The following is a 21,330-nucleotide window of genomic DNA, read 5'->3' on the forward strand; positions in this document are numbered from 1 at the left end:
AAACGTTGAGGCTGTCCTTTTTTATTGTTCTCAGAAAGAACGATTTTTAACGAAAGTTCTTGCCACGTTATGAATATAACTATAATAGTACACGATTTATTCAGCGACGTATGGAAGTGGGAGGGACGAGTGTGAAGAATAAAAATAAAAGTTCAACAGTTGGAAAACCGTTGTTATATATTGCGCAAGTAAATTTAGAACTTGCTGCACCGAAAATAAAACGAATTATATTAACGAATTTTGAAGATGAGGACCAAAAAGAGAAAAGTAATAGAAACGAAAATGTTGTAAGTAGTGCTGTGGAAGAGGTGATAGAACAAGAAGAGCAGCAAATAGAAGAAAAAATAGAAGAAGAGAAACAAGAAGAGCAAGAAGAACAACAGCAAGTGAGAGCCGTCCCATATAATAAATCATTTAAGGATATGGATAATGAAGAAAAAATTCATTTTTTATTAAATCGTCCTCATTACATTCCGAAAGTAAGATGTAGGATAAGAACGACTACCGTCTCATATATAGGATCGATTATATCGTATCGTAATGGCATTGTATCCATTATGCCACCAAATAGTATGAGAGATGTTCGGTTATCTATAGAAGACATCAAATCGATTGATATGGCCGGCTTTTAAATATGTAAAGGTGGTAGAAAGTTTCTACCACCCCAATAGTTTTTTAGTTTACTTAACTTATTAGATAGTAACGTCGCGTAGGCATTGAATCGCACAGAAGCAGCTTAAATCAACAGTAATACAAGTAGATGTCGAGATTAATCTTGCATTTGGTACAGCTAAAAACGTACAAATTGGATCGTCACCAGGCGGTACAGGAGAACCGTCACCTAATACTACAGTTAACACACGTAAGACAGCACAGCTATCATCATCTACGCTTTCCACACGGAAAATTGGAGATCGGCAGCTAGTAAGGCTTGAAGATGGTGCAAATGCTTCAAAAGGTTCACCAGTTTTTGTGTATAAAATAAAAGGGCGTGTATTTGCTACTGATGCAGTATTGTGTGCTCCTAAAAATGGGATTTCACAACCAGATCCACACGTAGTAGTAGAGCAATCTTGTAATTCATTGATGAATTTTACAACGTCAACTACACAATGAGAAGAGCTATGGTGTTTATTTTCGTTACAACTCATTAATGTCACTCCTTATCTTCTTGTTTGTATTTACATTAATAAGATATTGGAGTCGGAGAGATTTGGTCACAATCTCAAGACCTTTTTTTTTAAATAGGCGAAAGAAGATAAGGGAAGGTGGATTCATGCTATTTACAAGCTGGCTTTTATTTTTTATATTCGCGTTAGCTGCTTTTAGGCTCACTCGTTTAATTGTTTATGATAAAATTACAGCCTTTTTGCGAAGACCGTTTATTGATGAATTAGAGATTACGGAGCCGGATGGAAGCGTATCGACTTTTACAAAAGTAAAAGGTAAAGGATTAAGAAAATGGATTGGAGAATTATTAAGTTGTTATTGGTGTACAGGTGTATGGGTTAGTGCTTTTTTATTAGTTTTATATAATTGGATCCCGATCGTTGCGGAGCCATTACTTGCATTATTAGCTATCGCAGGTGCAGCAGCAATTATTGAAACAATTACAGGATATTTTATGGGAGAATAATATATTTTAATAACATCAAGAAAAAGCGGAGTTTAAAAGAATGAGGGAACGGAAATAAGGAGTTGTTCATATAGTGAATAGACAGAATTGACAGTAGAGGAGATGTTTGCTGTGAGCAATAATCCAAGGCAAAATTTATATGACCTGCAGCAGTGGTATAATATACAGCAACAACACCAAGCACAACAACAGGCATATCAAGAACAATTGCAACAACAAGGATTTGTGAAGAAAAAGGGATGTAATTGCGGGAAAAAGAAGAACAAAATAAAACAATATGAAGAATGAAACACTCATGTTACTGTGAGTGTTTTTTATTATAAATATAAAAAAGCGGTATTCCTGTTTTAGAAATACCGCTTTTTACTAGCTAATTTGTGCAACTGTTAATGCTGCCGCACGGACGTCTACAGTTCCAATCAATTCAACTGGTACGATTTGAATTAAGTCACCAGGGTTTAAGTTAATAAGAATAACACCACTGGATACGTCTACTTCACCAGTACCAATAACGTTAGAACGAACCGCTGTACCTGATCCAGGAATAATGTTAGCCGGCGTACCTAATGATAAGAAGAAACGACCAGCTTCTGGTGCCGTAGGAACGTTATCAAGACTAATTGTTAATGTATAACTAATTTGATAAATACCAGCTCGTAGAATTCGAATACCATCTCCGACACTTACTGTATCATTTATTACAGGAACAGTAATATTTGGGTTTGGACTTACGCTAGGTAATAGTAATGGTGTAAATAATGAAGCGAACTGAGGTGCAGAAGCGTTGAAAGCAAAACCGAAGGCAGGTAGTGTACTAGCTGGTTTCGCTTCGCAATCAATCTTAGTAAATTCGCAATCAGAAGAGAACATGTTTTTCACTCCTTTATCTGTTTCTACTTTCAGTTAATGAAAAGGACAGGTTCTATGTTCTAGACAAGTTCCCAATTTTATAAAAAATACATAATAATACCTTTTAAGCATGGATTGGGTGGCAGAATTTTCTGCCACCCAATCCATGCTTAAATCGTTATTTAGTTTTAAATCGTAACATCACGTAAGCATTGAATAGCACAGAAGCAACTTAAATCAACCGTAAGACAAGCAGGGGTTGATATTAACCTTGCATTTGGTACATTTAAAAACGTACAAATTGGATCGTCACCAGGTGGTACAGAGGAGCCATCACCTAATACTACAGCTAATGCACGTAACACAGCACAATCATCATCATCGATGCTTTCAACGCGGAAAATTGGAGTTCTACAGCTAACAAGGCTTCCTGATGGTGCAAATGCTTCAAAAGGTTCTCCAGCCTTTGTGTATAAAATAAAAGGACGTGTATTCGCTACTGATGCAGTGTTATGTGCTCCTAAAAATGGAACTTCGCAACCAGATCCACATGTAGTGGTTGCGCATTCTTGTAATTCATGTATAAAACGAACGACATTAGATACACAGTTGAAATCAAAATCATGGTGATGATTATCTTCGTTGCAATTGCAGCTCATTATGTTCACTCCTTATCGTGAGTTCTGACATACACTATTACAATATGAACGGGATATGGTTGATATTACGTTAATTCTTATGATAAAAGCAGGTAATTTGAATAGGAGGGGGGAGTACGAGAAAAGACATCCTTATTTAGTGGATGTCTTTTCAGGTAAGTCTTTTCTTGTAGTATATAAAAAACGAGATATGTCTAATTTCTTTCCTCTGAAAAATTGCGGAGAAGAAATGTAAAGTTCTTCTTTCGCACGTGTAATTGCGACATAGAGTAATCGTCGTTCTTCCTCTAATGCTTCAGAAGTTTCCGTTACACGGTCATTTGCGTCTTTTAAAGAAGAAGTATGCGGCAAAATACCATCGCTCGCTCCAAGTAAAAAGACGCATGGAAACTCAAGGCCTTTTGCGTTATGAATGGACATAAGCGAAACGGCATCTTTTTGCGGCATAGTTTTTAATGCTTCCATTTCTTTTTGACCTTGAATCGCCTCGTCAATAAATTGTAAGTAAGCTGGAATATCGGTGAAACGAGTTGCAGACTCCATTAATTCTTCTAACATTTCTTCTTGGATGTCTTTATGCATCGTAAAGGAAGAACGATCGTTACTTTGTAAGTACTCTAAATATTTTCCTTTACCATGAATAATTTCTTTTAATGCTTTTTTCGGTTCTAGTTCTTTTATAAATTTAATAAAATCAATGCGCTCATTTACCTTTTTTACTTGAAAAGGTTTCAAGCTCGGATTTAATAATAAGAAATGAAGAAGAGAAGGGAAACGACCTTCACCATATTTCCATTGCTCACGTTCAATAAAGGAAATGCACTCATCTCGGCCGATATACATAGTTGGTAATATGTTAGAAAGAGATTCTAGGCGAAACGGTTCAATCACGAGTCGTAAATGATCTAATACAGGTCTAATTAAAGAGTGCTCGTAAAAGGATTGACTCGCACCGTGTTTAATAAACGGGATTTTATGAATTGTAAGCTGATCAAGTAACGAACGGCTTACAGAATGTGTGCGATACAGTAAACAAAAATCTTTATAGTTTCGTTCGCCACTATCTACTTTTTCTTGAATGAGCTGTAAAATTTGATTTGCTTCATCAAGAGTTGTAGCTGGTCGTGCGTAAAATGGTTGTACACCTTCTTCACGAACAGAATATAGCTCTTTATCAAAACGCTCTTGATTTAGTTTGATAACTTCATTTCCAAGTCCAACGATAAATGGATTGGATCGATAATTCGTATTAAGCGCGATAATCGTTGTATTATCAAATTCCTTTGGGAAAGATAAAATAATTTGATGACTTGCTCCTCGCCAGCCATAGATCGCTTGATCATCATCACCTGCGATAAATAAATTATTTCTTGGCGTGGCTAACAATTTTACAATTTCATATTGTGCGTAAGATGTATCTTGGAACTCATCTACTTCAATATAGTGAAAACGTTGCTGTAATTGAGTAAGTAAGGGAGCGTTATTTTCTAACATATAATATGTTTCTAATAAGATGTCATCGAAATCGATATAATTATATCGTTGTTTTACCTCTTCAAAACGTTCGTATACTTCTTTAAACTCTTGTTCAACTGGTGTTTTCGCTTTTACATCTTTCGGACGATTTAAGTTGTTTTTTTCAAGGGAAATCATAGCGAGCATCGTTTCCGCATCATAACCGTCTTTTAAACGTAATTCTTTTAAAATTTTCTTTATCATAATTTGTTTATGTTTTTCATTTGCTAAAATTTGCTGATTATATCCTTGGCTACGAAGCAATTTTAAAAAGACAGAGTGGAATGTACCAGCAACAACATAGCTACTTGCGGCACGATTCATACCTGGTAAATTTGCTACACGACTTCGGATTTCTTCAGCCGCTTTTTGTGTAAATGTAAGCAATAAAATATTCCGTGGATGAACTTGTTTTACATTTACTAAATAACCAACGCGGGTTGTTAAAACAGATGTTTTTCCGCTTCCGGCACCAGCCAATGTAAGAACAGGACCTTCTGTCGTTCGCACAGCTTCTAATTGCTTTTCGTTTAGAAAAACATTTTGCTGTTCGAGAGCGCGGAAATACGCCGCATCTGCATCTTCTTCCATAATTAAATGGGTAGATGTTTTCGGAATATGATATGTGGCACGCGGAATATCAGCGTGTGTTAACGATTTTTGTGAAAATTTTTCTTGTGTCATATATTCACCTTCAAAACTATAGCATCAACATTTAACTTTAGCGGAAGAAAAAGAAAATAGCAATGTAAAAAACAGGAGGGGCTACCTCCTGTTTTCAAATTACAATTCTTTTATCATAATGATGTGAGGAATATTTGCTTCCATAAATACATCAGAACTCGTTACGTATCCAAGTTTTTTATAGAAATCTTTAGCATGTGTTTGGGCATGAAGTTTCAATTTTGGTAGCGAGTTTTTTTTTGCATATGCTTCAAGTGCATCCATTACAATTTTTCCAATGCCTTTTTTACGATGGGAAGCTAGTACGCAAATGCGTTCCATTTTTCCTATTCCATCAATGGTGCGAAAACGACCAGCACCAACTGGAACATCATTATCATATATAACAACGTGTGTTGATGTTTCTTCAAACTCATCATACTCTTCTTCAGCAGAAACGCGTTGTTCATTCACGAATACTTGCTTACGTACAGAGAATGCATCTCTTAGTTGTTCGTCTGTTTGTACGATCTGTGCGTGCAAATTAGTTGTTCCCCTTTCCAAGGTGGAATGTTTCGTGTACAGTCCATGTTCCGTTTTCTAATTGATATAGAAGATGGAAGCGATCAATTGGTTGTTCATAATAGAAATCTTTCATACGTAATCGACCTAATACATCAGCATGCTCTGCATCTGATAAACCTTGTCCGATTGTTAAATGAGGTACGAAAGCGTATTCGCGTTCTTGCGTGAATAATCCGCTATGCATTTCTTCATTTAAAAAAGTAAGTTCAGGTGTTTTTTCTACTTTAAAATAAAGAACATTATTAACAGGTGCGAATGAACCAACTTTTCCGACATGAAGGGTGAAAGGGTTCGTTTTATTTGCGATTGTATGTAGCTCGTTTACAATCGATTCTAATTGTTCATCTTGCGTCTCAAAGGGTGTTTTCAATGTAATATGTGGCGGAACTAATGCGTAGTGCGGATCATAACGCTTACGCAATCCGTTCGCTTTATCTTGAATCATTTTAGATGGAAAAATTACAATGCCTAATTTCATGTTCCAATTCCTCCCTTTGTAAGTCTAGTTAGATTTTGAGAAAAATAAATCTCTTTATCTATTATATCAAATTATTCTGAACACTGCTCTCTATTATTTCATTGATAGAATATGAGAGAAGGCTTTCGGTAAGTCAGCCTGCCAATACTTCCAAGTATGATTACCTTCAAACTCTTCGTAATGCGTGATGAAATTTCTATCTGTAAGAAGAGTATTAAGCTCACGGTTCGGTTCTACGAAATCAGATACTTGTCCATCAGTGCGCTTTACAGCTGTTTCTTCTGTACCAATGACGTGATAAAGTTCTAAAGCCTGTGGATCTTTGAATTCTTTTGCTAAGTTCATTACTGTTTCGTCAACAAATGGTGATTGCATAACAACTTTACCGAATGTATGCGGATACATAAGTGCAGTCATAAAGGAAACTGTACCGCCAAGAGAATCTCCAATTAAAACGCGACCTTTACCCATTTGATACGTTGGATAATTTTCATCGATATATGGAGCAAGCTCGTGAGCAAGGAAACGAATATAAGCAGCATTCTTTACATCGCTTGGGAAATATTTTTCCTTACGATCGTGTACGTTTTTATATGGAATACCGACAATAATTGTGCGGTCAATTTCTTCAGTTTCACGAAGGCTTTCAATTACACGGTGTGCTTTACCGAGCTGAAAATAATCTCTACCATCTTGTGCAATTACAACTGTATGTTTGTGCAGTGGCGTGTAATTTACTGGTAAGTAAACTAAAAGCGTAACATCTTCTTGAAGTGATGCGCTATAAAATGAAATTTCCTCAATTCTCCCTATTGTTTGATTCATGTAGATCCCCCTAAATAAAAGTTTACTGTAATGATTGTAAGGGCGACGCTTATAGTGAAAATGAAAGAACGATTCACTAATAGGTGCCTTAATTTCTATTTTACCATAATGGTACGAAGAATCTAAAAAATTAGTATTTAAGTTAGGAAAGAAAACGGATATAATGAAGTGGGATTTTTGACAGGTGAGAGGGGAGACAGAATTTGAAACAGGAAAGATCAATTGCACTACCGTTAGCCATTTCCATTATAGCTATTTCATTCGCAGCAGTTTTTGTAAAGATGTCCTCAGCACCATCTTCCATCTTAAGTATGTATCGTTTATGGATTATTGTACTTATTATGCTGCCTATCGTTTGGAAGAAGCGGGAAGAGTTCCAGAAGATTCAAATAAAAGATTGGGGATTTTTAATTGGATCTGGATTCTTTTTAGCGCTACATTTTCTTTTATGGTTTGAGTCTTTAAAGCATACAACAGTTGCTAGCTCGACAATTATTTTAGCACTTCAACCGATCGTGTCTTTAGTTGGAGGTTTTTTTCTATTTAAAGAAAGAACAACCTACTCAGCCATTGCAACGATGGGTATCGCTATATTAGGTGTAATGTGTATTGGTTGGGGAGATTTAGGTTTAAGTAAACAAGCAATTTATGGAGATATATTATCCTTTTTAAGTGTAATAGCGGTTGTCGGTTATTTATTTATCGGGCAAACGACAGTAAAGAAAGTCTCACACTGGATTTATAGCTTTACAGTTTTTGCATTCGCAGGTATTTTTATGGGGATTTATAATATCGTGCTGCAAGTGCCTTTTACAGGTTATACGAAGTGGGACTGGACCGTTTTTCTTTTACTTGCGATTGTACCGACAGTGTCACATGTCATTAATAATTGGTTATTAAACTACGTAAATGCAACAACAATTTCGATGAGTATTTTAGGAGAACCAGTTGGGGCGTCTATACTAGCATTTTTCTTACTGGGAGAAAAATTAAACGCAATGCAAATTATCGGCAGCACGCTCGTATTGTTTGGTGTATCTGTTTTCTTATTACAGCAACAAAAAAGAACAGCAAAAAATGTGGTGAACGAGCCAGTGTATACACAGGAATTATAATGTTAGCGGAGAAAAGAGAAGTTAAGATACTTCTCTTTTTGTTTTGTAGAAATTTAGGTGAAGAAGGGGGGAGTGTAGTGGAATTTCCATCAAAAAAAGACGCATGGTTATATCCAATCTTTTTCATTATTTTAGGCGCCTGTTTTGCTCCAATATTTGCAGGGAGAGAATATTTTCTTTTGTTTTTTACAATTCCATTGGCAATAGTATTTATTTGGAGTTGGTTTTCAACAAAATATATTGTCGGGGAAGAAACAATTACTATTAGATCAGGTCTCGTAAAAAAATGTATATTTATACGAGATATAAAACAAATTTCAAATACGAAAAACCCAATAGCAGCTCACGCATTATCATTCGATCGACTTGAAATTGTTTACGGCGTACATAAAACAGAGATTATTTCTCCTAAAGATAAAGAACAATTCATCAATCTCGTAAAAAGTAAAAATCCCCACATTGAAATAAAGTAAAAGAGTGGCCTCGTAGCCACTCTTTTACTTTGGGTTTGTCATATAAGGTTGTACATGAATGACGCATAGGTCACGAAATTTTCCTTCAGCAGTTGTAACAATTACGACTGCTCTTCCTGCACTTTTTCCAGTAATCGTTACCGTATCTCCTTTTGGATATATGGTAATGATGTCAGAATTCATATTTGTCCAAATAAGTTCTTTATTTGCTGCTTGCATTGGCAAAACGGAAGCTGATAAATCCGCACTTTTTCCAGTTTTTATTTTCAACTTATTTTTTTGCATATGAATACCGATAACGGAAATAACAGAAGGAGCAATTGAAATTTTGGGTGGATTAGGTTGAATGTTTAAACGAGAAGCAGAAGTATTTGTAATAGGTGAATATTTTCTTATATGTTGTTGCTGGAAAGCTGCTAACATGTTGGAGTCCCCTTTCTGTATAAGTGCTAATACTAATACTATAAAGGAGTAGTGTTATGTTAAATTTAACGAAACATAAAGAATTTGTTAAATTTGAGAAGAAGATTGTCGAACTGTAAAAAAATCTCTGCTGTTACGATAACAGCAGAGATTTCTTTTTTATAGACTATCACTATGTTGTTTTTCGAAATTCTCAAATTGCTCTTCAACTTCTTTTGAAGGTTGTGTTAGTAAACTAACGATTACGATTGCTAGTAAACTAATTGTGAAACCAGGAATCATTTCATATAAGAAGTTTGTTAAGAATTTAAATTGAGTCCATATTATAACAGTAGCGGCACCAGAAATCATACCAGCAAGTGCGCCCCATTTCGTCATGCGTTTCCAATATAGACTTAATAAAATAGCTGGTCCAAATGAAGAACCAAATCCAGCCCAAGCGTATCCAACAAGAGCTAAAATCGTATCATTTTGTTTAAACGCTAATGCGCATCCAACTAATGCGATACCAAGAACAGCCATACGACCGACAAATACAAGCTCTTTATCAGAAGCAGAGCGTTTAAAGAAGGTGCGATATAAGTCTTCTGTTACAGCACTTGAAGTAACGAGAAGTTGAGATGAAATTGTACTCATAATTGCAGCTAAAATCGCAGCTAATAAAAATCCAGTAATAAGTGGATGGAATAAAATTTTTCCAAGCTCAAGGAAAATTGTCTCTGGGTTAGATAATGTCAACTCTTGTTGTGAATAGTAGGCAATACCGATAAGACCAGTAAACATAGCTCCGACAACAGAGAAAATCATCCAGCTCATACCAATTCTTCGTGCGCTTTTCAGTTCTTTTACAGAAGAAATTGCCATAAAGCGTACGATAATATGAGGTTGTCCAACATAACCAAGGCCCCATGCGAATAAAGAAATCATTCCTAAAGTGGAGGCACCTTTAAAAATATCTAAACGTGTTGGATCTACAGAGCGAATTGTATCAAATGCAGGTCCAAGTCCGTTTGCATTCATAATTGTTACGATAGGAACAAGAATAAGAGCAACTACCATAATGATTCCTTGCACGAAGTCTGTCCAACTTACTGCTAAGAAACCACCAAATAATGTGTAAGCTACAACGACGCTTGCTACAATGAATAATCCAATATGATAGTTCATACCAAATGAATTTTCAAATAATACAGCGCCTGAAACTAACCCTGAAGCTACATAGAAAGTAAAGAAAATCATAATAACAAGTCCGGATACTAAGCGTAGCATGTGAGATTTGTCGTGGAAACGGTGTTCCAAAAATTCTGGGATAGTAATAGAGTTGTTTGCAATTTCAGAGTAGGTACGTAAGCGAGGAGCGACATATAGCCAGTTTGCGTATGCGCCTAGTGTTAGGCCAATTGCAATCCAACTACTACTTAATCCAACGCTAAACATTGCACCGGGTAATCCCATTAAAAGCCAGCCACTCATATCGGATGCTCCAGCACTTAATGCTGTTACTGCGGGGCCTAGTGTACGACCGCCAAGCATATAATCTGTTAAGTTGGATGTTCGTTTGTAGGCGAAATAGCCGATTACTAACATCCCGAGCATGTAAATAGAGATAGAAGTTAAAGTTAACATCTGCGTACTCATGTAGTTCCCCTTTCTTTTGTCATGTCTTTTGATGCATTTTGCATATTTATAATCTATCATGATTATTCTGAAAAATCCATATACAAATATGAATTTTCAGAAATGTAAGCGTTTTTTGACATCGTTTTACTTTTTTAATATATAAATTTTAGCCGAAAAAACCTTAATTTTAATAGAGTATTTATTATATTTACATAAAAACACGTTGTTTTGTCAATATAATATTGAAAGAAGGGAAAAATATTTTTCCGAAAAAAGTATTGACTTGTGAAAAAAGTTAAGTCTATAATGAGTGCAACTTAAAAAAATGCAAGCGTTGATGAAGAAGAGTACACATGATGAACATGTCAGAGAGCTGATGGTTGGTGCGAATCAGTATGGGATTGATGTGGAATGGGCTTCGGAGCTTCCAAACCGAAACGAAAGAAGTAGGCTTTGGCGACATGATCTCATCGATACAAGAGACACGTATTGTTTTTGATACGGTAAAGTGCGTTACATTCGTAACGAATTAAGGTGGCACCACGGGAGTACCCGTCCTTTCTATAGGATGAGTACTCCCTTTTTGTGTACAAAAAATTAAATATGTTAAATCGTTTAAGTAAGAAGAGTACGTATATTTGGAGACGTTACAGAGAGCTGGGGACAGGTGGGAGCCCGGTACGGTGCCATATACGGAATGGGCTTACGAGAGGTATGCTGAACAATTTTATTCAGTAGGCAACCCGGGTTCCGCCGTTACAAGGATAAGGTATATATTTTGTACCTGAATAAAGCGGGATGCTTTTGCGTCCAACATGAGGTGGTACCACGGTAAATTTATCGTCCTCTACATATTTCGATATGTAGGGGACTTTTTTATTTTTCAGAGTGAGGTGAAAGGCATGATGACAAAAGAGGAATTTATGAAGCAAAAAGAACAAGGAAAAACATTTTTAGTAATCGCTGAAGAAGAAGGAGATAGCATTACGCCAATTTCTTTATATAGACGTATGACAGGGAAGAAGAAGTTTTTATTAGAGAGCTCACAGCTTCATCAAGATAAAGGGCGCTATTCTTACTTAGGTTGTAATCCGTATGGAGAAGTGAAAAGCATTGGTATGGAAGTCGAACGAACGACATATGGGCAAACAGAAAGGTTGCAAGGTAACGTACTGCAAGTGTTAGAAGGGGTAATTGCATCATCGCAAGTAGAGAGCCCATTCCCATTTTGCGGAGGAGCAGTTGGTTATATAGGGTATGACGTCATTCGGCAGTATGAAAACATTGGAGCAGATTTACACGATCCATTAAATATTCCAGAAGTACACCTTTTACTATATCGTGAGTTTATCGTTTACGATCATTTACGCCAAAAGTTGTCGTTTGTATATGTATGCGGGCAAGATGATTCAGCAGATTATGAAGAAGTATACGAAAGGTTGCAAGTATACAAAGAAGAAGTGCTAAAAGGAGAAGAAGCGGAAGTAAAGGAAATACAATCAACATTATCATTCACTTCTTCTATAACGGAAAAAGAGTTTTGCATGATGGTAGAAACGGCGAAAGAGCATATACGAGCAGGGGACATATTCCAAGTCGTACTATCTCAGCGTTTGCAAAGCGAGTGTAAAGGTGATCCTTTCGCTTTATACCGCAAGCTTCGCATTGCGAATCCATCACCATATATGTTTTATATCGATTTTCAAGATTATGTTGTACTCGGTTCTTCACCAGAAAGCTTGTTATCAGTTAGAGACGATAAAGTGATGACAAATCCAATTGCGGGTACGAGACCGAGAGGGAAAACAAAGCAGGAAGATGCGGAAATTGAAAAAGAACTGTTAGAAAACGAGAAAGAACGAGCAGAGCATATGATGCTTGTGGATCTTGGACGAAACGATATTGGCAGAGTGAGTGAAATTGGATCTGTGACGATAGATAAATATATGAAAGTAGAAAAATATTCTCACGTCATGCACATTGTATCTGAAGTTTACGGAACATTGCGAAAACGAATGAGCGGATTTGACGCATTAGCATATTGTTTACCAGCGGGGACGGTTTCGGGAGCTCCGAAAATTAGAGCGATGGAAATTATCAATACGTTAGAGCATGAAAAAAGAAATGTATATGCCGGAGCTGTTGGATATATTTCATTCTCAGGAAATCTTGATATGGCGCTCGCCATTCGAACGATGGTTGTAAAAGATGAAAAAGCATATGTTCAGGCAGGAGCAGGTATCGTCTACGATTCAGATCCGATAGCTGAATATGAAGAAACGTTAAATAAAGCGAGGGCGCTTTTGGAGGTAATGAAATGATTGTACTCATCGATAATTACGATTCGTTCACATATAACTTGTACCAACTATTAGGCGAATACGAAGAAGAAATTGTAGTCGTAAGAAATGATCAAATAACGATAGAACAGTTAGAAGAGATGAATCCAAAAGGAATTGTGCTTTCACCAGGACCAGGAAAACCAGAAGATGCTGGTATTTGTATCGAAGTTATTCGTCATTTCTATAAGAACGTTCCCATATTAGGGATTTGTCTCGGCCATCAGGCAATTATATCGGCATTTGGAGGAGAAATTGTAAGAGCGGAGCACATTAAACACGGAAAAACATCGCGTGTGAAACATAACGGAACGGCAATCTTTTCGTACGTGACGCAGCCACTAACAGCGATGCGCTACCATTCACTTGTTGCAGAGCAAACGAGTTTACCACAATGTTTTGATGTGTTAGCAACTGCTATGGATGATGGAGAAATAATGGCGGTTCGTCATAATTATTATCGGCTTTTCGGGTTACAGTTTCATCCAGAATCAATCGCAACAGAAGAAGGCGGAAAGTTAATACGTGCTTTTTTAGGAGAAGTAAAAGAGGAGGAGAGAGTATGAATACCTATCTTCGTAAATTAGTGGAGGGACAACATTTAACAGAAGAAGAAATGTATGAAGCGGGACTTCTTTTATTAAGTGACAACATATTGGAAAGTGAAGTAGCAGCTTTCTTAGTATTACTGAAAGCGAAAGGTGAAACAGCAGAAGAAATATATGGCCTCGTTCGTGCTCTTCGTGAAAAAGCATTGCCGTTTTCAAACCATATAGAAGGCGCGATGGACAATTGCGGAACAGGTGGTGACGGTGCCCAAACGTTCAATGTAAGTACAACATCGGCATTCGTACTAGCAGGAGCAGGTGTAAAGGTGGCAAAGCATGGTAATCGTGCTGTTTCTAGTAAAACAGGAAGTGCGGATTTATTAGAAGAACTCGGTGTAAATATTAGCAGTACGCCAAGCGAAATTGATTATTTACTAGAGCATGTCGGTATCGCTTTCTTATTCGCACCAGCGATGCACCCAGCATTAAGGCGCATTATGAAAATAAGAAAAGAATTAAATGTGCCGACAATCTTTAACTTAATTGGCCCTTTAACGAATCCTGTTAACTTAGAAACACAATTTGTCGGTATTTATAAACGAGATATGTTATTACCAGTTGCGCAAGTATTACAGAAGTTAGGGCGGACACAAGCGCTTGTCGTAAATGGAAGTGGTTTTTTAGATGAAGCATCATTACAGGGAGAAAATCACGTAGCCCTTTTAAAAGATAATGAAATAGTAGAAATGAGTATCGATCCGGAAAAGTATGGTTTCTCAAAAGTGAAAAACGAAGAAATTAGAGGCGGGAATTCAAAAGAAAATGCAAAGATTACGCTCGGCGTATTAAATGGAGAAAAGAGTGTTTACCGCGATACCGTTTTATTAAATGCGGGGCTTGCACTTTTCGCAAACGGAAAAGCGGAAACGATTGAAGAGGGAATTAAACTAGCGACACATAGCATTGACTCTGGAAAAGCATTAGCCAAACTAAACTTATTAATTACAGCAAGCAACGAAAAATTAGAAAGGGTGAATTAAGGTGGGGACGATTTTAGACAAAATTGTAGAGCAGAAGAAAAAAGAAGTTGCGGAGCTATATGAAACATATATACCAGGCAATGCAAAAAGAAAAACATACTCACTCGTAAAAGCTTTAGAGCAATTTACTGTCATTGCAGAAGTAAAGCGAGCATCACCATCAAAAGGAGATATTAATGTACACGTTGATGTACGAAAACAAGTGAAAACATATGAAGAATGCGGTGCAGGAGCAGTTTCCGTTTTAACAGACGGTCAATTTTTTAAAGGATCGTTTCACGATTTACAAACTGCAAGAGCAGAAAGTAACATTCCGCTTTTATGCAAAGATTTTATAATCGATAAAATCCAAATTGATAGGGCGTATGAAGCTGGTGCAGATCTTATTTTATTAATCGTAGCGGCGTTAACGAAAGAAAAGTTAAAAGAGCTTTATAGCTACGTACTAGAAAAAGGATTAGAAGCGATCGTTGAAGTTCATGATGAACAGGAATTAGAAATTGCAATCCAATTAAATCCGCACGTTATCGGTATTAACAACCGTAATTTAAAAACATTCGAAGTCGATTTAAGCCAAACAGAAAAACTTGGAAAACGATTAAACGAGGAGAAATTACTTTGGATTAGTGAAAGCGGGATTCATTCAAAAGAAGATATTATTCGTGTCAAACGAGCTGGAGCGAAAGGTGTATTAGTTGGAGAAGCACTCATGACATCATCTTCTATTCGTACCTTTTTTGAAGATTGTAAGGTGAACATATGAAAGTGAAAATTTGCGGCATCACTGATGTTGAAACGGCAAAACGTGCTTGTGAATACGGAGCTGATGCACTCGGATTTGTTTTTGCAGAAAGTAAGCGGAAAATCACTCCAAGGCTAGCGAAAGAAATCATTCAGGAGATTCCAGCAAACGTATTAAAAGTCGGTGTTTTCGTAAATGAATCAGTAGAAGAGATCCAGAAAATTGCAGATGAATGCGGGTTAACGCATGTGCAACTACATGGGGATGAAGATAATCATCAAATTAGAAGATTGAATATTCCGTCTACAAAAGCGCTAGGAGTAACTTCAGAGGCTGATATGAAAAACGCTCAAACATATGAAACGGATTATATATTGTTTGATAGCCCGAAAGAAAAGTTTCACGGAGGAAATGGAAAGAAATTTTCATGGGCACTACTTGAGCATATGCCAAAAGAGTTGCGAGAGAAAACGATATTAGCTGGTGGATTAAACGCTCTTAATATAGAAGAAGCGATTCGAACTATTCAGCCGTATATGGTCGATGTAAGTAGCGGAGTGGAGACAGAAGGAAAGAAAGATTTAAAGAAAATAAAACAATTTATTAAAAAAGCGAAGGAGTGTTCCAAATGAACTACGCATATCCAGATGAAAAAGGCCACTACGGTATATACGGAGGACGATACGTTCCAGAAACGTTAATGCAATCTGTATTAGAACTAGAAGAAGCATATAAAGAAGCGATGCAAGATGAAGCGTTTCAAAAGGAATTAAATCATTATTTAACAACGTACGTCGGAAGAGAAACACCGCTTTATTTCGCTGAAAATATGACGAAGTATTGCGGCGGTGCAAAGATTTATTTAAAACGTGAAGATTTGAATCATACAGGAGCTCATAAAATTAACAATACAATTGGTCAGGCACTTCTTGCAGTACGAATGGGCAAGAAAAAAGTTGTCGCTGAAACAGGGGCTGGACAACACGGAGTGGCAACCGCTACTGTATGTGCCCTACTTGGATTAGAATGCGTCATCTTTATGGGGGAAGAAGATGTGAGACGTCAAAAATTAAATGTGTTTCGAATGGAGTTACTCGGAGCGAAAGTAGAAAGTGTAGCGGCAGGTAGCGGAACATTAAAAGATGCGGTAAACGAGGCGCTTCGTTACTGGGTTTCACATGTGCATGATACGCACTACATTATGGGATCTGTTCTCGGGCCACATCCATTCCCACAAATTGTCCGTGATTTCCAAAGTGTAATTGGGAAAGAAACGAAAAAACAATATGAGGCGTTAGAAGGAAAGTTACCAGAAGCAGTCGTTGCTTGTATTGGCGGTGGTAGTAATGCGATGGGCATGTTTTATCCGTTCGTACACGATGAAGAAGTCGCTCTTTACGGCGTAGAAGCAGCAGGGAAAGGCGTTCATACAGAACAGCACGCAGCGACTTTAACGAAAGGAAGCGTTGGTGTTTTACACGGATCGATGATGTACCTTCTGCAAAATGAAGAAGGACAAATTCAAGAAGCACACTCTATTTCAGCAGGACTTGATTACCCAGGTGTTGGGCCAGAACATAGCTTGCTAAAAGATATTGGCCGCGTTTCTTATCATTCCATTACTGATGATGAAGCGTTAGAAGCATTTCAATTATTAACGAAAAAAGAAGGGATTATTCCGGCTTTAGAAAGCTCGCATGCTGTCGCATATGCATTAAAATTAGCGCCGCAAATGAAGAAGGACGAAGGGCTTGTCATTTGTTTATCTGGCCGCGGCGATAAAGATGTAGAGAGTATAAAACGTTATATGGAAGAGGTGTAAAAAATGGGAGTAGAAAAAATTAAAGCAGTATTTGAAAATGGTAAGAAAGCATTTATTCCGTACGTAATGGGCGGAGATGGTGGCCTTGAAAAATTAAAAGAAAGAATTCGTTTTTTAGACGAAGCAGGAGCAAGCATCGTTGAAATTGGTATTCCGTTTTCAGATCCAGTCGCAGATGGCCCAACGATCCAAAGAGCAGGGAAACGAGCGCTAGATAGCGGTGTAACAGTAAAAGGCATTTTTCAAGCGTTAGCAGAAGTAAGGAAAGAAGTGCAAATTCCATTTGTACTCATGACATATGTAAATCCAGTACTCGCATTCGGAAAAGAACAATTCATTGAGAGATGCTTAGAGGCAGGTGTGGACGGTATTATCGTTCCAGACTTACCGTATGAAGAACAAAATATTATTGCCCCGTTACTTCGAGAGGCAAACATTGCGCTAATTCCACTCGTTACCGTAACGAGTCCTATTGAAAGAATTGAAAAAATTACGAGTGAATCAGAAGGATTCGTTTACGCAGTTACAGTAGCAGGTGTAACGGGAGTGCGTCAAAACTTTAAAGAGGAAATTCATAGTTACTTAGAAAAAGTAAAATCACATACGCATTTACCGGTAGTGGCAGGGTTCGGTATTTCAACAAAGGAACATGTAGAAGAAATGATTACAATATGTGACGGAGTTGTCGTTGGAAGTAAAGTTATTGAGCTGTTAGAAAATGAAAAACGAGAAGAAATATGTGAATTAATACAGGCAACAAAACAAAAAGAAGAGGCGTAAGTCTCTTCTTTTTGTTTTGCGTAATAAATGTTAAAATATACAGAAAATACATATAATTTAGAGGGTGAGAAAGCATGCTAAGACGTAAACTACTATATCTTCTTTTAACTGTACCACTGTACGCTTGGCTTATTAGCATGACGAAAATAGAGTTGATGGCTCTATTTGTAGGATATGTATTCATCTTTTCCAACTTAAATCGCATTCAAGAGCAATCTATTTTAGAAGTATGTACATTTTCAATTAGTATAGAACTATTTAGTATCGTTTCGATTGTATTATTAAATGAATTATTTCAATGGATTTATTCATTTTCATTAATGAAACTTGGGAATATTGTACTGCAAGCGATATGTGCTTACATTGTGTTTGTTGTGTTAGGAAAAATAATCGGACAGCAGACGGTTTTTGAGGATAATAGAAAATGGGAGTGAATCAAAAAGGAGCCAAACGGCTTCTTTTTGATTCTGTTGTAAAAACAATTGAAAAATATTACATCTGTTATATAATAGTTAGAAATTGTATTTTTAACGAAATGAGATGATAACATGGCCATATTGTTGGCACTTATCCCAATTATGATGATTTTCATTTGTTTATTTTTATTTAAACAAACGTCATTAAGGTCCTCATTAATTTCTTATGCGGTGTCTGTTGGAATCGTTTTACTCTCGCCAACGTTTCAATTAAGGATAAGTGAAACTGTGCATGCAACGATTAAAGGTTGGTTAATTTGTTTTATTGTCGGGTATGTTTTATTTTTCGGTATTTTTTTATTTCACCTCATGAACAAAATGGGGTACATCGATCAAGTAGCGCGTTTTTTAGAAGAAGTGACGCAAGATCGTTTATTACAAATGCTTCTTATGTGCTTTGGTATTTGCCCACTAATTGAATCGGTAAGTGGATTCGGAATTGGCTTCATGGTTGCAGCACCTATCTTTCTTTCATTAGGCTATAAACCGTTTCAAGCTGTACTACTTTCATTTATTGGTTTACTAGCTAGTTCATGGGGCGCAATGGCAACTGGTACGATTATCGGTTCGCAGCTTATAAATATGCCGCTCACAACTCTTGGTACAAATACAGCATTATTAAGCATCCCGATTTTCGCATACTTTATCATCCTTTCTTTATACGTTGTCGGTGGCTTTCAGGCAGTTATAGAAAAGTGGAAGGAAGGGATAGGATTCTTTCTATTATTTTCTCTCGGAATCTATCTTTCTAACGCATACGTAAGTGTTGAACTAGCAGGTATATTAAGTTCTATCGTTACAATTACATTTGGCTTTCTTATCATTAAACTAAAAGGGAAAAATGAGCAAACCTTTATAACAGAACATGCTGCGGCAACGGAGAGAGAAGTATCCATTATAAAAATTATTAGCCCTTATATCTTCTTAACAGTTTGTATTTTACTTTCTCGCCTCGTTCCACCATTACATGATTTGTTCAGATCATATGCAGTCCTTGATTTAAAATCATATTCTTACAAATTAGAAATGCTATATTCACCAGGTTTTTGGCTCGGCATGACTTGTTTATTTACAATTATTTTCTTCCGCATTCCATCTCATATTATGAAACAATCACTCTTGCAAACGATAAAACAATGGATTCCTTTTGCGATTACGACGACGATGTTTATCGCCATTTCAGAACTAATGGGTGCATCTGGTATGCATTCATTACTCGCAAAAACAGCTGGTGAAACATTTGGTACCTTTTTCGTTTTCGTTGCTCCGTTCATCGGTAGTATCGGTGGTTTTTTAACAGGTAGTAACGCAGGATCAAATGCGATGTTTATAAAACTACAAATGCAAACAGCACAAAACGTAGCACTCCCGTGGCAATACGTCACAACACTTCAAAACACCGCATCGTCAGTGGCGACAATCGCTTGTCCATCACGCATTACACTAGGTGCTTATTTATGTAATATCCCGTATCGTGAAACTGAACTATTAAAGAAGACGACGTTAATGATCTTTGGTGCGGTGTTACTTGTAGTGGTGGAGGTTATTTTTTGGTATATGTTGAGAAAATAAGAAAATCCTCCTGAAAAAGGAGGATTTTCTTTTTATATGGATAATGCCTTAAGTATGAAAAGCTTCTACTAAATGAATAGGAGATGAAATGTATGCCCCTAAAAAACTACGGTGTGTTAAAAGGTACAGTTATACAATCAAAGATTGGAAAAGGGAAAACACCTCATTATCAAGTTCATTTACAAGGCGAAGCAGGAGTAGATTATCGTATTGCAATTAACGTGAAATCGCAAAGTTATCCGTCGGAAGTTTTATATTTTGCGAGTAACAATATTAGGTCAGAGGCGATTCATATTTTACCGACATTACCATTCGGTTTTACAGAAATAAAAAACAATGAACCGAAAGTAGCTTTAGATTATGTAAGAGGAAATCTATTTGACTCAAATCAAATGATCCCTTTACCACCTGAAAAAGCAGGAGCTGATAATGATTTAAATGAAAAAATTGAGCGGTATATAAAGCGAGCGATAGAAGAAAGTGCGATTATTTACGCGTTCGGTGAAAGATGGGGGCCAGAAGAAAATACACCCGATTCTTACTTTCATTTTGAACCAGGAAACGGTATACATGATATTCATATGAATCAAGGAAATGTAGAAAAATGGCAAGGTGATGATGGTATATGGCAAGACGGAGGAATACTCATTCATTTTGAAAAGGAAGAAGAATGGATCGGTATCTTTCTTGCATTCCAGTCGCAGTCATGGTGTACGGATGAAGAAGGGCATGCTCGTGTTCCGGTTGAGAATTGTAATTATAAGAAAAATAATTGATGAAAAGAGCTCGTTCGACATGAACGAGCTCTTTTCGTTTCGAAAAAGAAGTAAATGGAAAAATCACACGTTACTTCTACGATGGTGACAGTATTAATCCGTTATACGAGACAGATGGTAGTGGAAACGTACTTCGTCAATATGTATACTCAATGGCCGGCGTTCGTCTAGCAATGAAAGCACAAGGACAAACGTTATTCTATCACTACAACCCAAGTGGTGACGTAGTAGCGATGACAGACCCAAATGGACAAGTTGTCGTAAACTATGAATATGATGCATGGTGGAACGTATTAAAGAGTGACGCAAAAGGTATCGCAGCAGAGAATCCATTTGGATACGTGGGATACATGTATGATAAAGAAATTGTTATGTATGGTGATCGCTATTGAAG

The 21,330-nt window shown here is 36.9% G+C and carries 24 protein-coding genes, 1 pseudogene and 2 other annotated features; of the genes and pseudogenes, 16 read left to right on the top strand and 9 right to left on the bottom strand.

The features are described from left to right. Positions 1-110: 110 nt before the first annotated feature. The gene (locus JDS98_RS13505) at positions 111-632 is read left to right on the top strand and encodes a CotO family spore coat protein (protein WP_199633998.1); all 522 of its coding nucleotides are present in this window, start codon (positions 111-113) and stop codon (positions 630-632) included. Between the two features lie 60 nt (positions 633-692). On the opposite strand, the gene exsY is transcribed toward JDS98_RS13505, so the two are convergent. Next, positions 693-1,151 carry an exosporium assembly protein ExsY gene (gene exsY / locus JDS98_RS13510; protein WP_001277750.1) on the bottom strand — a complete coding sequence of 153 codons (459 nt, stop codon included), beginning with the start codon at positions 1,149-1,151 and terminating at the stop codon, positions 693-695. 125 nt (positions 1,152-1,276) lie between these two features. Here exsY and JDS98_RS13515 point away from each other — a divergent pair, with 125 nt between their 5' ends. Together JDS98_RS13515 and JDS98_RS13520 are read left to right on the top strand one after the other, a co-directional pair. Continuing rightward, a complete protein-coding gene (locus JDS98_RS13515) occupies positions 1,277-1,636 on the top strand; it encodes a DUF1360 domain-containing protein (RefSeq protein ID WP_000899662.1) in 360 nt (119 codons plus the stop codon). A 102-nt stretch (positions 1,637-1,738) separates the two neighbouring features. Beyond that, positions 1,739-1,924 carry a hypothetical protein gene (locus JDS98_RS13520; RefSeq protein WP_033660380.1) on the top strand — a complete coding sequence of 62 codons (186 nt, stop codon included), beginning with the start codon at positions 1,739-1,741 and terminating at the stop codon, positions 1,922-1,924. Positions 1,925-2,002: 78 nt separating this feature from the next. Here JDS98_RS13520 and exsF read toward each other — a convergent pair whose 3' ends face one another. The 6 genes from exsF to JDS98_RS13550 form a co-directional block, all read right to left on the bottom strand. Further along, positions 2,003-2,506, bottom strand: coding sequence for an exosporium protein ExsF (gene exsF / locus JDS98_RS13525; RefSeq protein WP_000492940.1), 504 nt, complete (start codon positions 2,504-2,506; stop codon positions 2,003-2,005). Between the two features lie 167 nt (positions 2,507-2,673). Further along, positions 2,674-3,144 carry a spore coat protein CotY gene (gene cotY, locus JDS98_RS13530; protein ID WP_016108021.1) on the bottom strand — a complete coding sequence of 157 codons (471 nt, stop codon included), beginning with the start codon at positions 3,142-3,144 and terminating at the stop codon, positions 2,674-2,676. Between the two features lie 132 nt (positions 3,145-3,276). Then, entirely contained in the window at positions 3,277-5,343 is a 2,067-nt protein-coding gene (locus JDS98_RS13535; RefSeq protein WP_097957186.1) for an ATP-dependent helicase, read from the bottom strand. Positions 5,344-5,442: 99 nt separating this feature from the next. Continuing rightward, positions 5,443-5,865 carry a GNAT family N-acetyltransferase gene (locus tag JDS98_RS13540; protein ID WP_199633972.1) on the bottom strand — a complete coding sequence of 141 codons (423 nt, stop codon included), beginning with the start codon at positions 5,863-5,865 and terminating at the stop codon, positions 5,443-5,445. Position 5,866: 1 nt separating this feature from the next. Further along, a complete protein-coding gene (locus tag JDS98_RS13545) occupies positions 5,867-6,385 on the bottom strand; it encodes a YjcG family protein (protein ID WP_000765873.1) in 519 nt (172 codons plus the stop codon). A gap of 93 nt (positions 6,386-6,478) precedes the next feature. Continuing rightward, positions 6,479-7,210 (bottom strand): alpha/beta hydrolase, encoded by a 732-nt coding sequence (locus tag JDS98_RS13550; RefSeq protein WP_001076855.1) that lies wholly within the window; start codon positions 7,208-7,210, stop codon positions 6,479-6,481. 203 nt (positions 7,211-7,413) lie between these two features. On the opposite strand from JDS98_RS13550, the gene JDS98_RS13555 reads away from it, so the two are divergent. Both JDS98_RS13555 and JDS98_RS13560 read left to right on the top strand, forming a co-directional pair. Further along, a complete protein-coding gene (locus JDS98_RS13555) occupies positions 7,414-8,325 on the top strand; it encodes a DMT family transporter (RefSeq protein ID WP_000808240.1) in 912 nt (303 codons plus the stop codon). A 77-nt stretch (positions 8,326-8,402) separates the two neighbouring features. Continuing rightward, positions 8,403-8,798, top strand: a complete 396-nt coding sequence (locus JDS98_RS13560; RefSeq protein ID WP_199633973.1) for a PH domain-containing protein — start codon at positions 8,403-8,405, stop codon at positions 8,796-8,798. Between the two features lie 24 nt (positions 8,799-8,822). Here the strand turns inward: JDS98_RS13560 and JDS98_RS13565 are convergent, their stop codons facing one another. Beyond that, on the bottom strand, positions 8,823-9,221 hold the full coding sequence (locus JDS98_RS13565; protein WP_199633974.1) for an Ig-like domain-containing protein: 399 nt from the start codon (positions 9,219-9,221) through the stop codon (positions 8,823-8,825). 159 nt (positions 9,222-9,380) lie between these two features. Beyond that, entirely contained in the window at positions 9,381-10,859 is a 1,479-nt protein-coding gene (putP, locus tag JDS98_RS13570) for a sodium/proline symporter PutP (RefSeq protein WP_000107200.1), read from the bottom strand. Between the two features lie 307 nt (positions 10,860-11,166). Then, positions 11,167-11,404: a binding site (T-box leader), on the top strand. 42 nt (positions 11,405-11,446) lie between these two features. Continuing rightward, positions 11,447-11,692: a binding site (T-box leader), on the top strand. A gap of 51 nt (positions 11,693-11,743) precedes the next feature. On the opposite strand from putP, the gene trpE reads away from it, so the two are divergent. The 11 genes and pseudogenes from trpE to JDS98_RS13625 form a co-directional block, all read left to right on the top strand. Further along, positions 11,744-13,162: an anthranilate synthase component I gene (gene trpE, locus JDS98_RS13575; protein WP_141523547.1), complete on the top strand. Its 1,419-nt coding sequence runs from the start codon at positions 11,744-11,746 to the stop codon at positions 13,160-13,162. Then, positions 13,159-13,746 carry an aminodeoxychorismate/anthranilate synthase component II gene (locus tag JDS98_RS13580; RefSeq protein ID WP_097957192.1) on the top strand — a complete coding sequence of 196 codons (588 nt, stop codon included), beginning with the start codon at positions 13,159-13,161 and terminating at the stop codon, positions 13,744-13,746. Before trpE ends, JDS98_RS13580 begins: the two co-directional genes overlap by 4 nt. Continuing rightward, positions 13,743-14,768: an anthranilate phosphoribosyltransferase gene (gene trpD, locus JDS98_RS13585; RefSeq protein WP_052943575.1), complete on the top strand. Its 1,026-nt coding sequence runs from the start codon at positions 13,743-13,745 to the stop codon at positions 14,766-14,768. Before JDS98_RS13580 ends, trpD begins: the two co-directional genes overlap by 4 nt. A 1-nt stretch (position 14,769) precedes the next feature. After that, positions 14,770-15,531, top strand: a complete 762-nt coding sequence (trpC, locus tag JDS98_RS13590) for an indole-3-glycerol phosphate synthase TrpC (protein ID WP_087970710.1) — start codon at positions 14,770-14,772, stop codon at positions 15,529-15,531. Continuing rightward, on the top strand, positions 15,528-16,142 hold the full coding sequence (locus tag JDS98_RS13595; protein ID WP_097957193.1) for a phosphoribosylanthranilate isomerase: 615 nt from the start codon (positions 15,528-15,530) through the stop codon (positions 16,140-16,142). Before trpC ends, JDS98_RS13595 begins: the two co-directional genes overlap by 4 nt. After that, positions 16,139-17,332, top strand: coding sequence for a tryptophan synthase subunit beta (trpB, locus tag JDS98_RS13600; protein WP_001105043.1), 1,194 nt, complete (start codon positions 16,139-16,141; stop codon positions 17,330-17,332). Before JDS98_RS13595 ends, trpB begins: the two co-directional genes overlap by 4 nt. A 3-nt stretch (positions 17,333-17,335) precedes the next feature. After that, positions 17,336-18,112 carry a tryptophan synthase subunit alpha gene (gene trpA / locus JDS98_RS13605; protein ID WP_000537847.1) on the top strand — a complete coding sequence of 259 codons (777 nt, stop codon included), beginning with the start codon at positions 17,336-17,338 and terminating at the stop codon, positions 18,110-18,112. Between the two features lie 74 nt (positions 18,113-18,186). After that, on the top strand, positions 18,187-18,546 hold the full coding sequence (locus JDS98_RS13610) for a DUF4029 domain-containing protein (protein ID WP_097953234.1): 360 nt from the start codon (positions 18,187-18,189) through the stop codon (positions 18,544-18,546). A gap of 114 nt (positions 18,547-18,660) precedes the next feature. Next, on the top strand, positions 18,661-20,160 hold the full coding sequence (locus JDS98_RS13615; RefSeq protein WP_199633975.1) for an L-lactate permease: 1,500 nt from the start codon (positions 18,661-18,663) through the stop codon (positions 20,158-20,160). A gap of 92 nt (positions 20,161-20,252) precedes the next feature. Further along, on the top strand, positions 20,253-20,936 hold the full coding sequence (locus tag JDS98_RS13620; RefSeq protein WP_001128598.1) for a DUF2278 family protein: 684 nt from the start codon (positions 20,253-20,255) through the stop codon (positions 20,934-20,936). Between the two features lie 35 nt (positions 20,937-20,971). Further along, positions 20,972-21,313 (top strand): annotated as a pseudogene (locus JDS98_RS13625) (RHS repeat-associated core domain-containing protein); the annotation flags it as partial. Positions 21,314-21,330 lie beyond the last annotated feature (17 nt).

Source organism: Bacillus cereus group sp. N11, assembly GCF_016483605.1.
In the GTDB taxonomy this organism is placed as follows: domain Bacteria; phylum Bacillota; class Bacilli; order Bacillales; family Bacillaceae_G; genus Bacillus_A; species Bacillus_A toyonensis.

Coding starts and splice junctions, on each gene's coding strand:
- JDS98_RS13505 (WP_199633998.1), top strand. CDS start 111: ATGGAAGTGGGAGGGACGAGTGTGAAGAATAAAAATAAAAGTTCAACA.
- exsY (WP_001277750.1), bottom strand. CDS start 1,151: ATGAGTTGTAACGAAAATAAACACCATAGCTCTTCTCATTGTGTAGTT.
- JDS98_RS13515 (WP_000899662.1), top strand. CDS start 1,277: ATGCTATTTACAAGCTGGCTTTTATTTTTTATATTCGCGTTAGCTGCT.
- JDS98_RS13520 (WP_033660380.1), top strand. CDS start 1,739: ATGTTTGCTGTGAGCAATAATCCAAGGCAAAATTTATATGACCTGCAG.
- exsF (WP_000492940.1), bottom strand. CDS start 2,506: ATGTTCTCTTCTGATTGCGAATTTACTAAGATTGATTGCGAAGCGAAA.
- cotY (WP_016108021.1), bottom strand. CDS start 3,144: ATGAGCTGCAATTGCAACGAAGATAATCATCACCATGATTTTGATTTC.
- JDS98_RS13535 (WP_097957186.1), bottom strand. CDS start 5,343: ATGACACAAGAAAAATTTTCACAAAAATCGTTAACACACGCTGATATT.
- JDS98_RS13545 (WP_000765873.1), bottom strand. CDS start 6,385: ATGAAATTAGGCATTGTAATTTTTCCATCTAAAATGATTCAAGATAAA.
- JDS98_RS13550 (WP_001076855.1), bottom strand. CDS start 7,210: ATGAATCAAACAATAGGGAGAATTGAGGAAATTTCATTTTATAGCGCA.
- JDS98_RS13565 (WP_199633974.1), bottom strand. CDS start 9,221: ATGTTAGCAGCTTTCCAGCAACAACATATAAGAAAATATTCACCTATT.
- putP (WP_000107200.1), bottom strand. CDS start 10,859: ATGAGTACGCAGATGTTAACTTTAACTTCTATCTCTATTTACATGCTC.
- trpE (WP_141523547.1), top strand. CDS start 11,744: ATGATGACAAAAGAGGAATTTATGAAGCAAAAAGAACAAGGAAAAACA.
- JDS98_RS13580 (WP_097957192.1), top strand. CDS start 13,159: ATGATTGTACTCATCGATAATTACGATTCGTTCACATATAACTTGTAC.
- trpD (WP_052943575.1), top strand. CDS start 13,743: ATGAATACCTATCTTCGTAAATTAGTGGAGGGACAACATTTAACAGAA.
- JDS98_RS13595 (WP_097957193.1), top strand. CDS start 15,528: ATGAAAGTGAAAATTTGCGGCATCACTGATGTTGAAACGGCAAAACGT.
- trpB (WP_001105043.1), top strand. CDS start 16,139: ATGAACTACGCATATCCAGATGAAAAAGGCCACTACGGTATATACGGA.
- trpA (WP_000537847.1), top strand. CDS start 17,336: ATGGGAGTAGAAAAAATTAAAGCAGTATTTGAAAATGGTAAGAAAGCA.
- JDS98_RS13610 (WP_097953234.1), top strand. CDS start 18,187: ATGCTAAGACGTAAACTACTATATCTTCTTTTAACTGTACCACTGTAC.
- JDS98_RS13615 (WP_199633975.1), top strand. CDS start 18,661: ATGGCCATATTGTTGGCACTTATCCCAATTATGATGATTTTCATTTGT.
- JDS98_RS13620 (WP_001128598.1), top strand. CDS start 20,253: ATGCCCCTAAAAAACTACGGTGTGTTAAAAGGTACAGTTATACAATCA.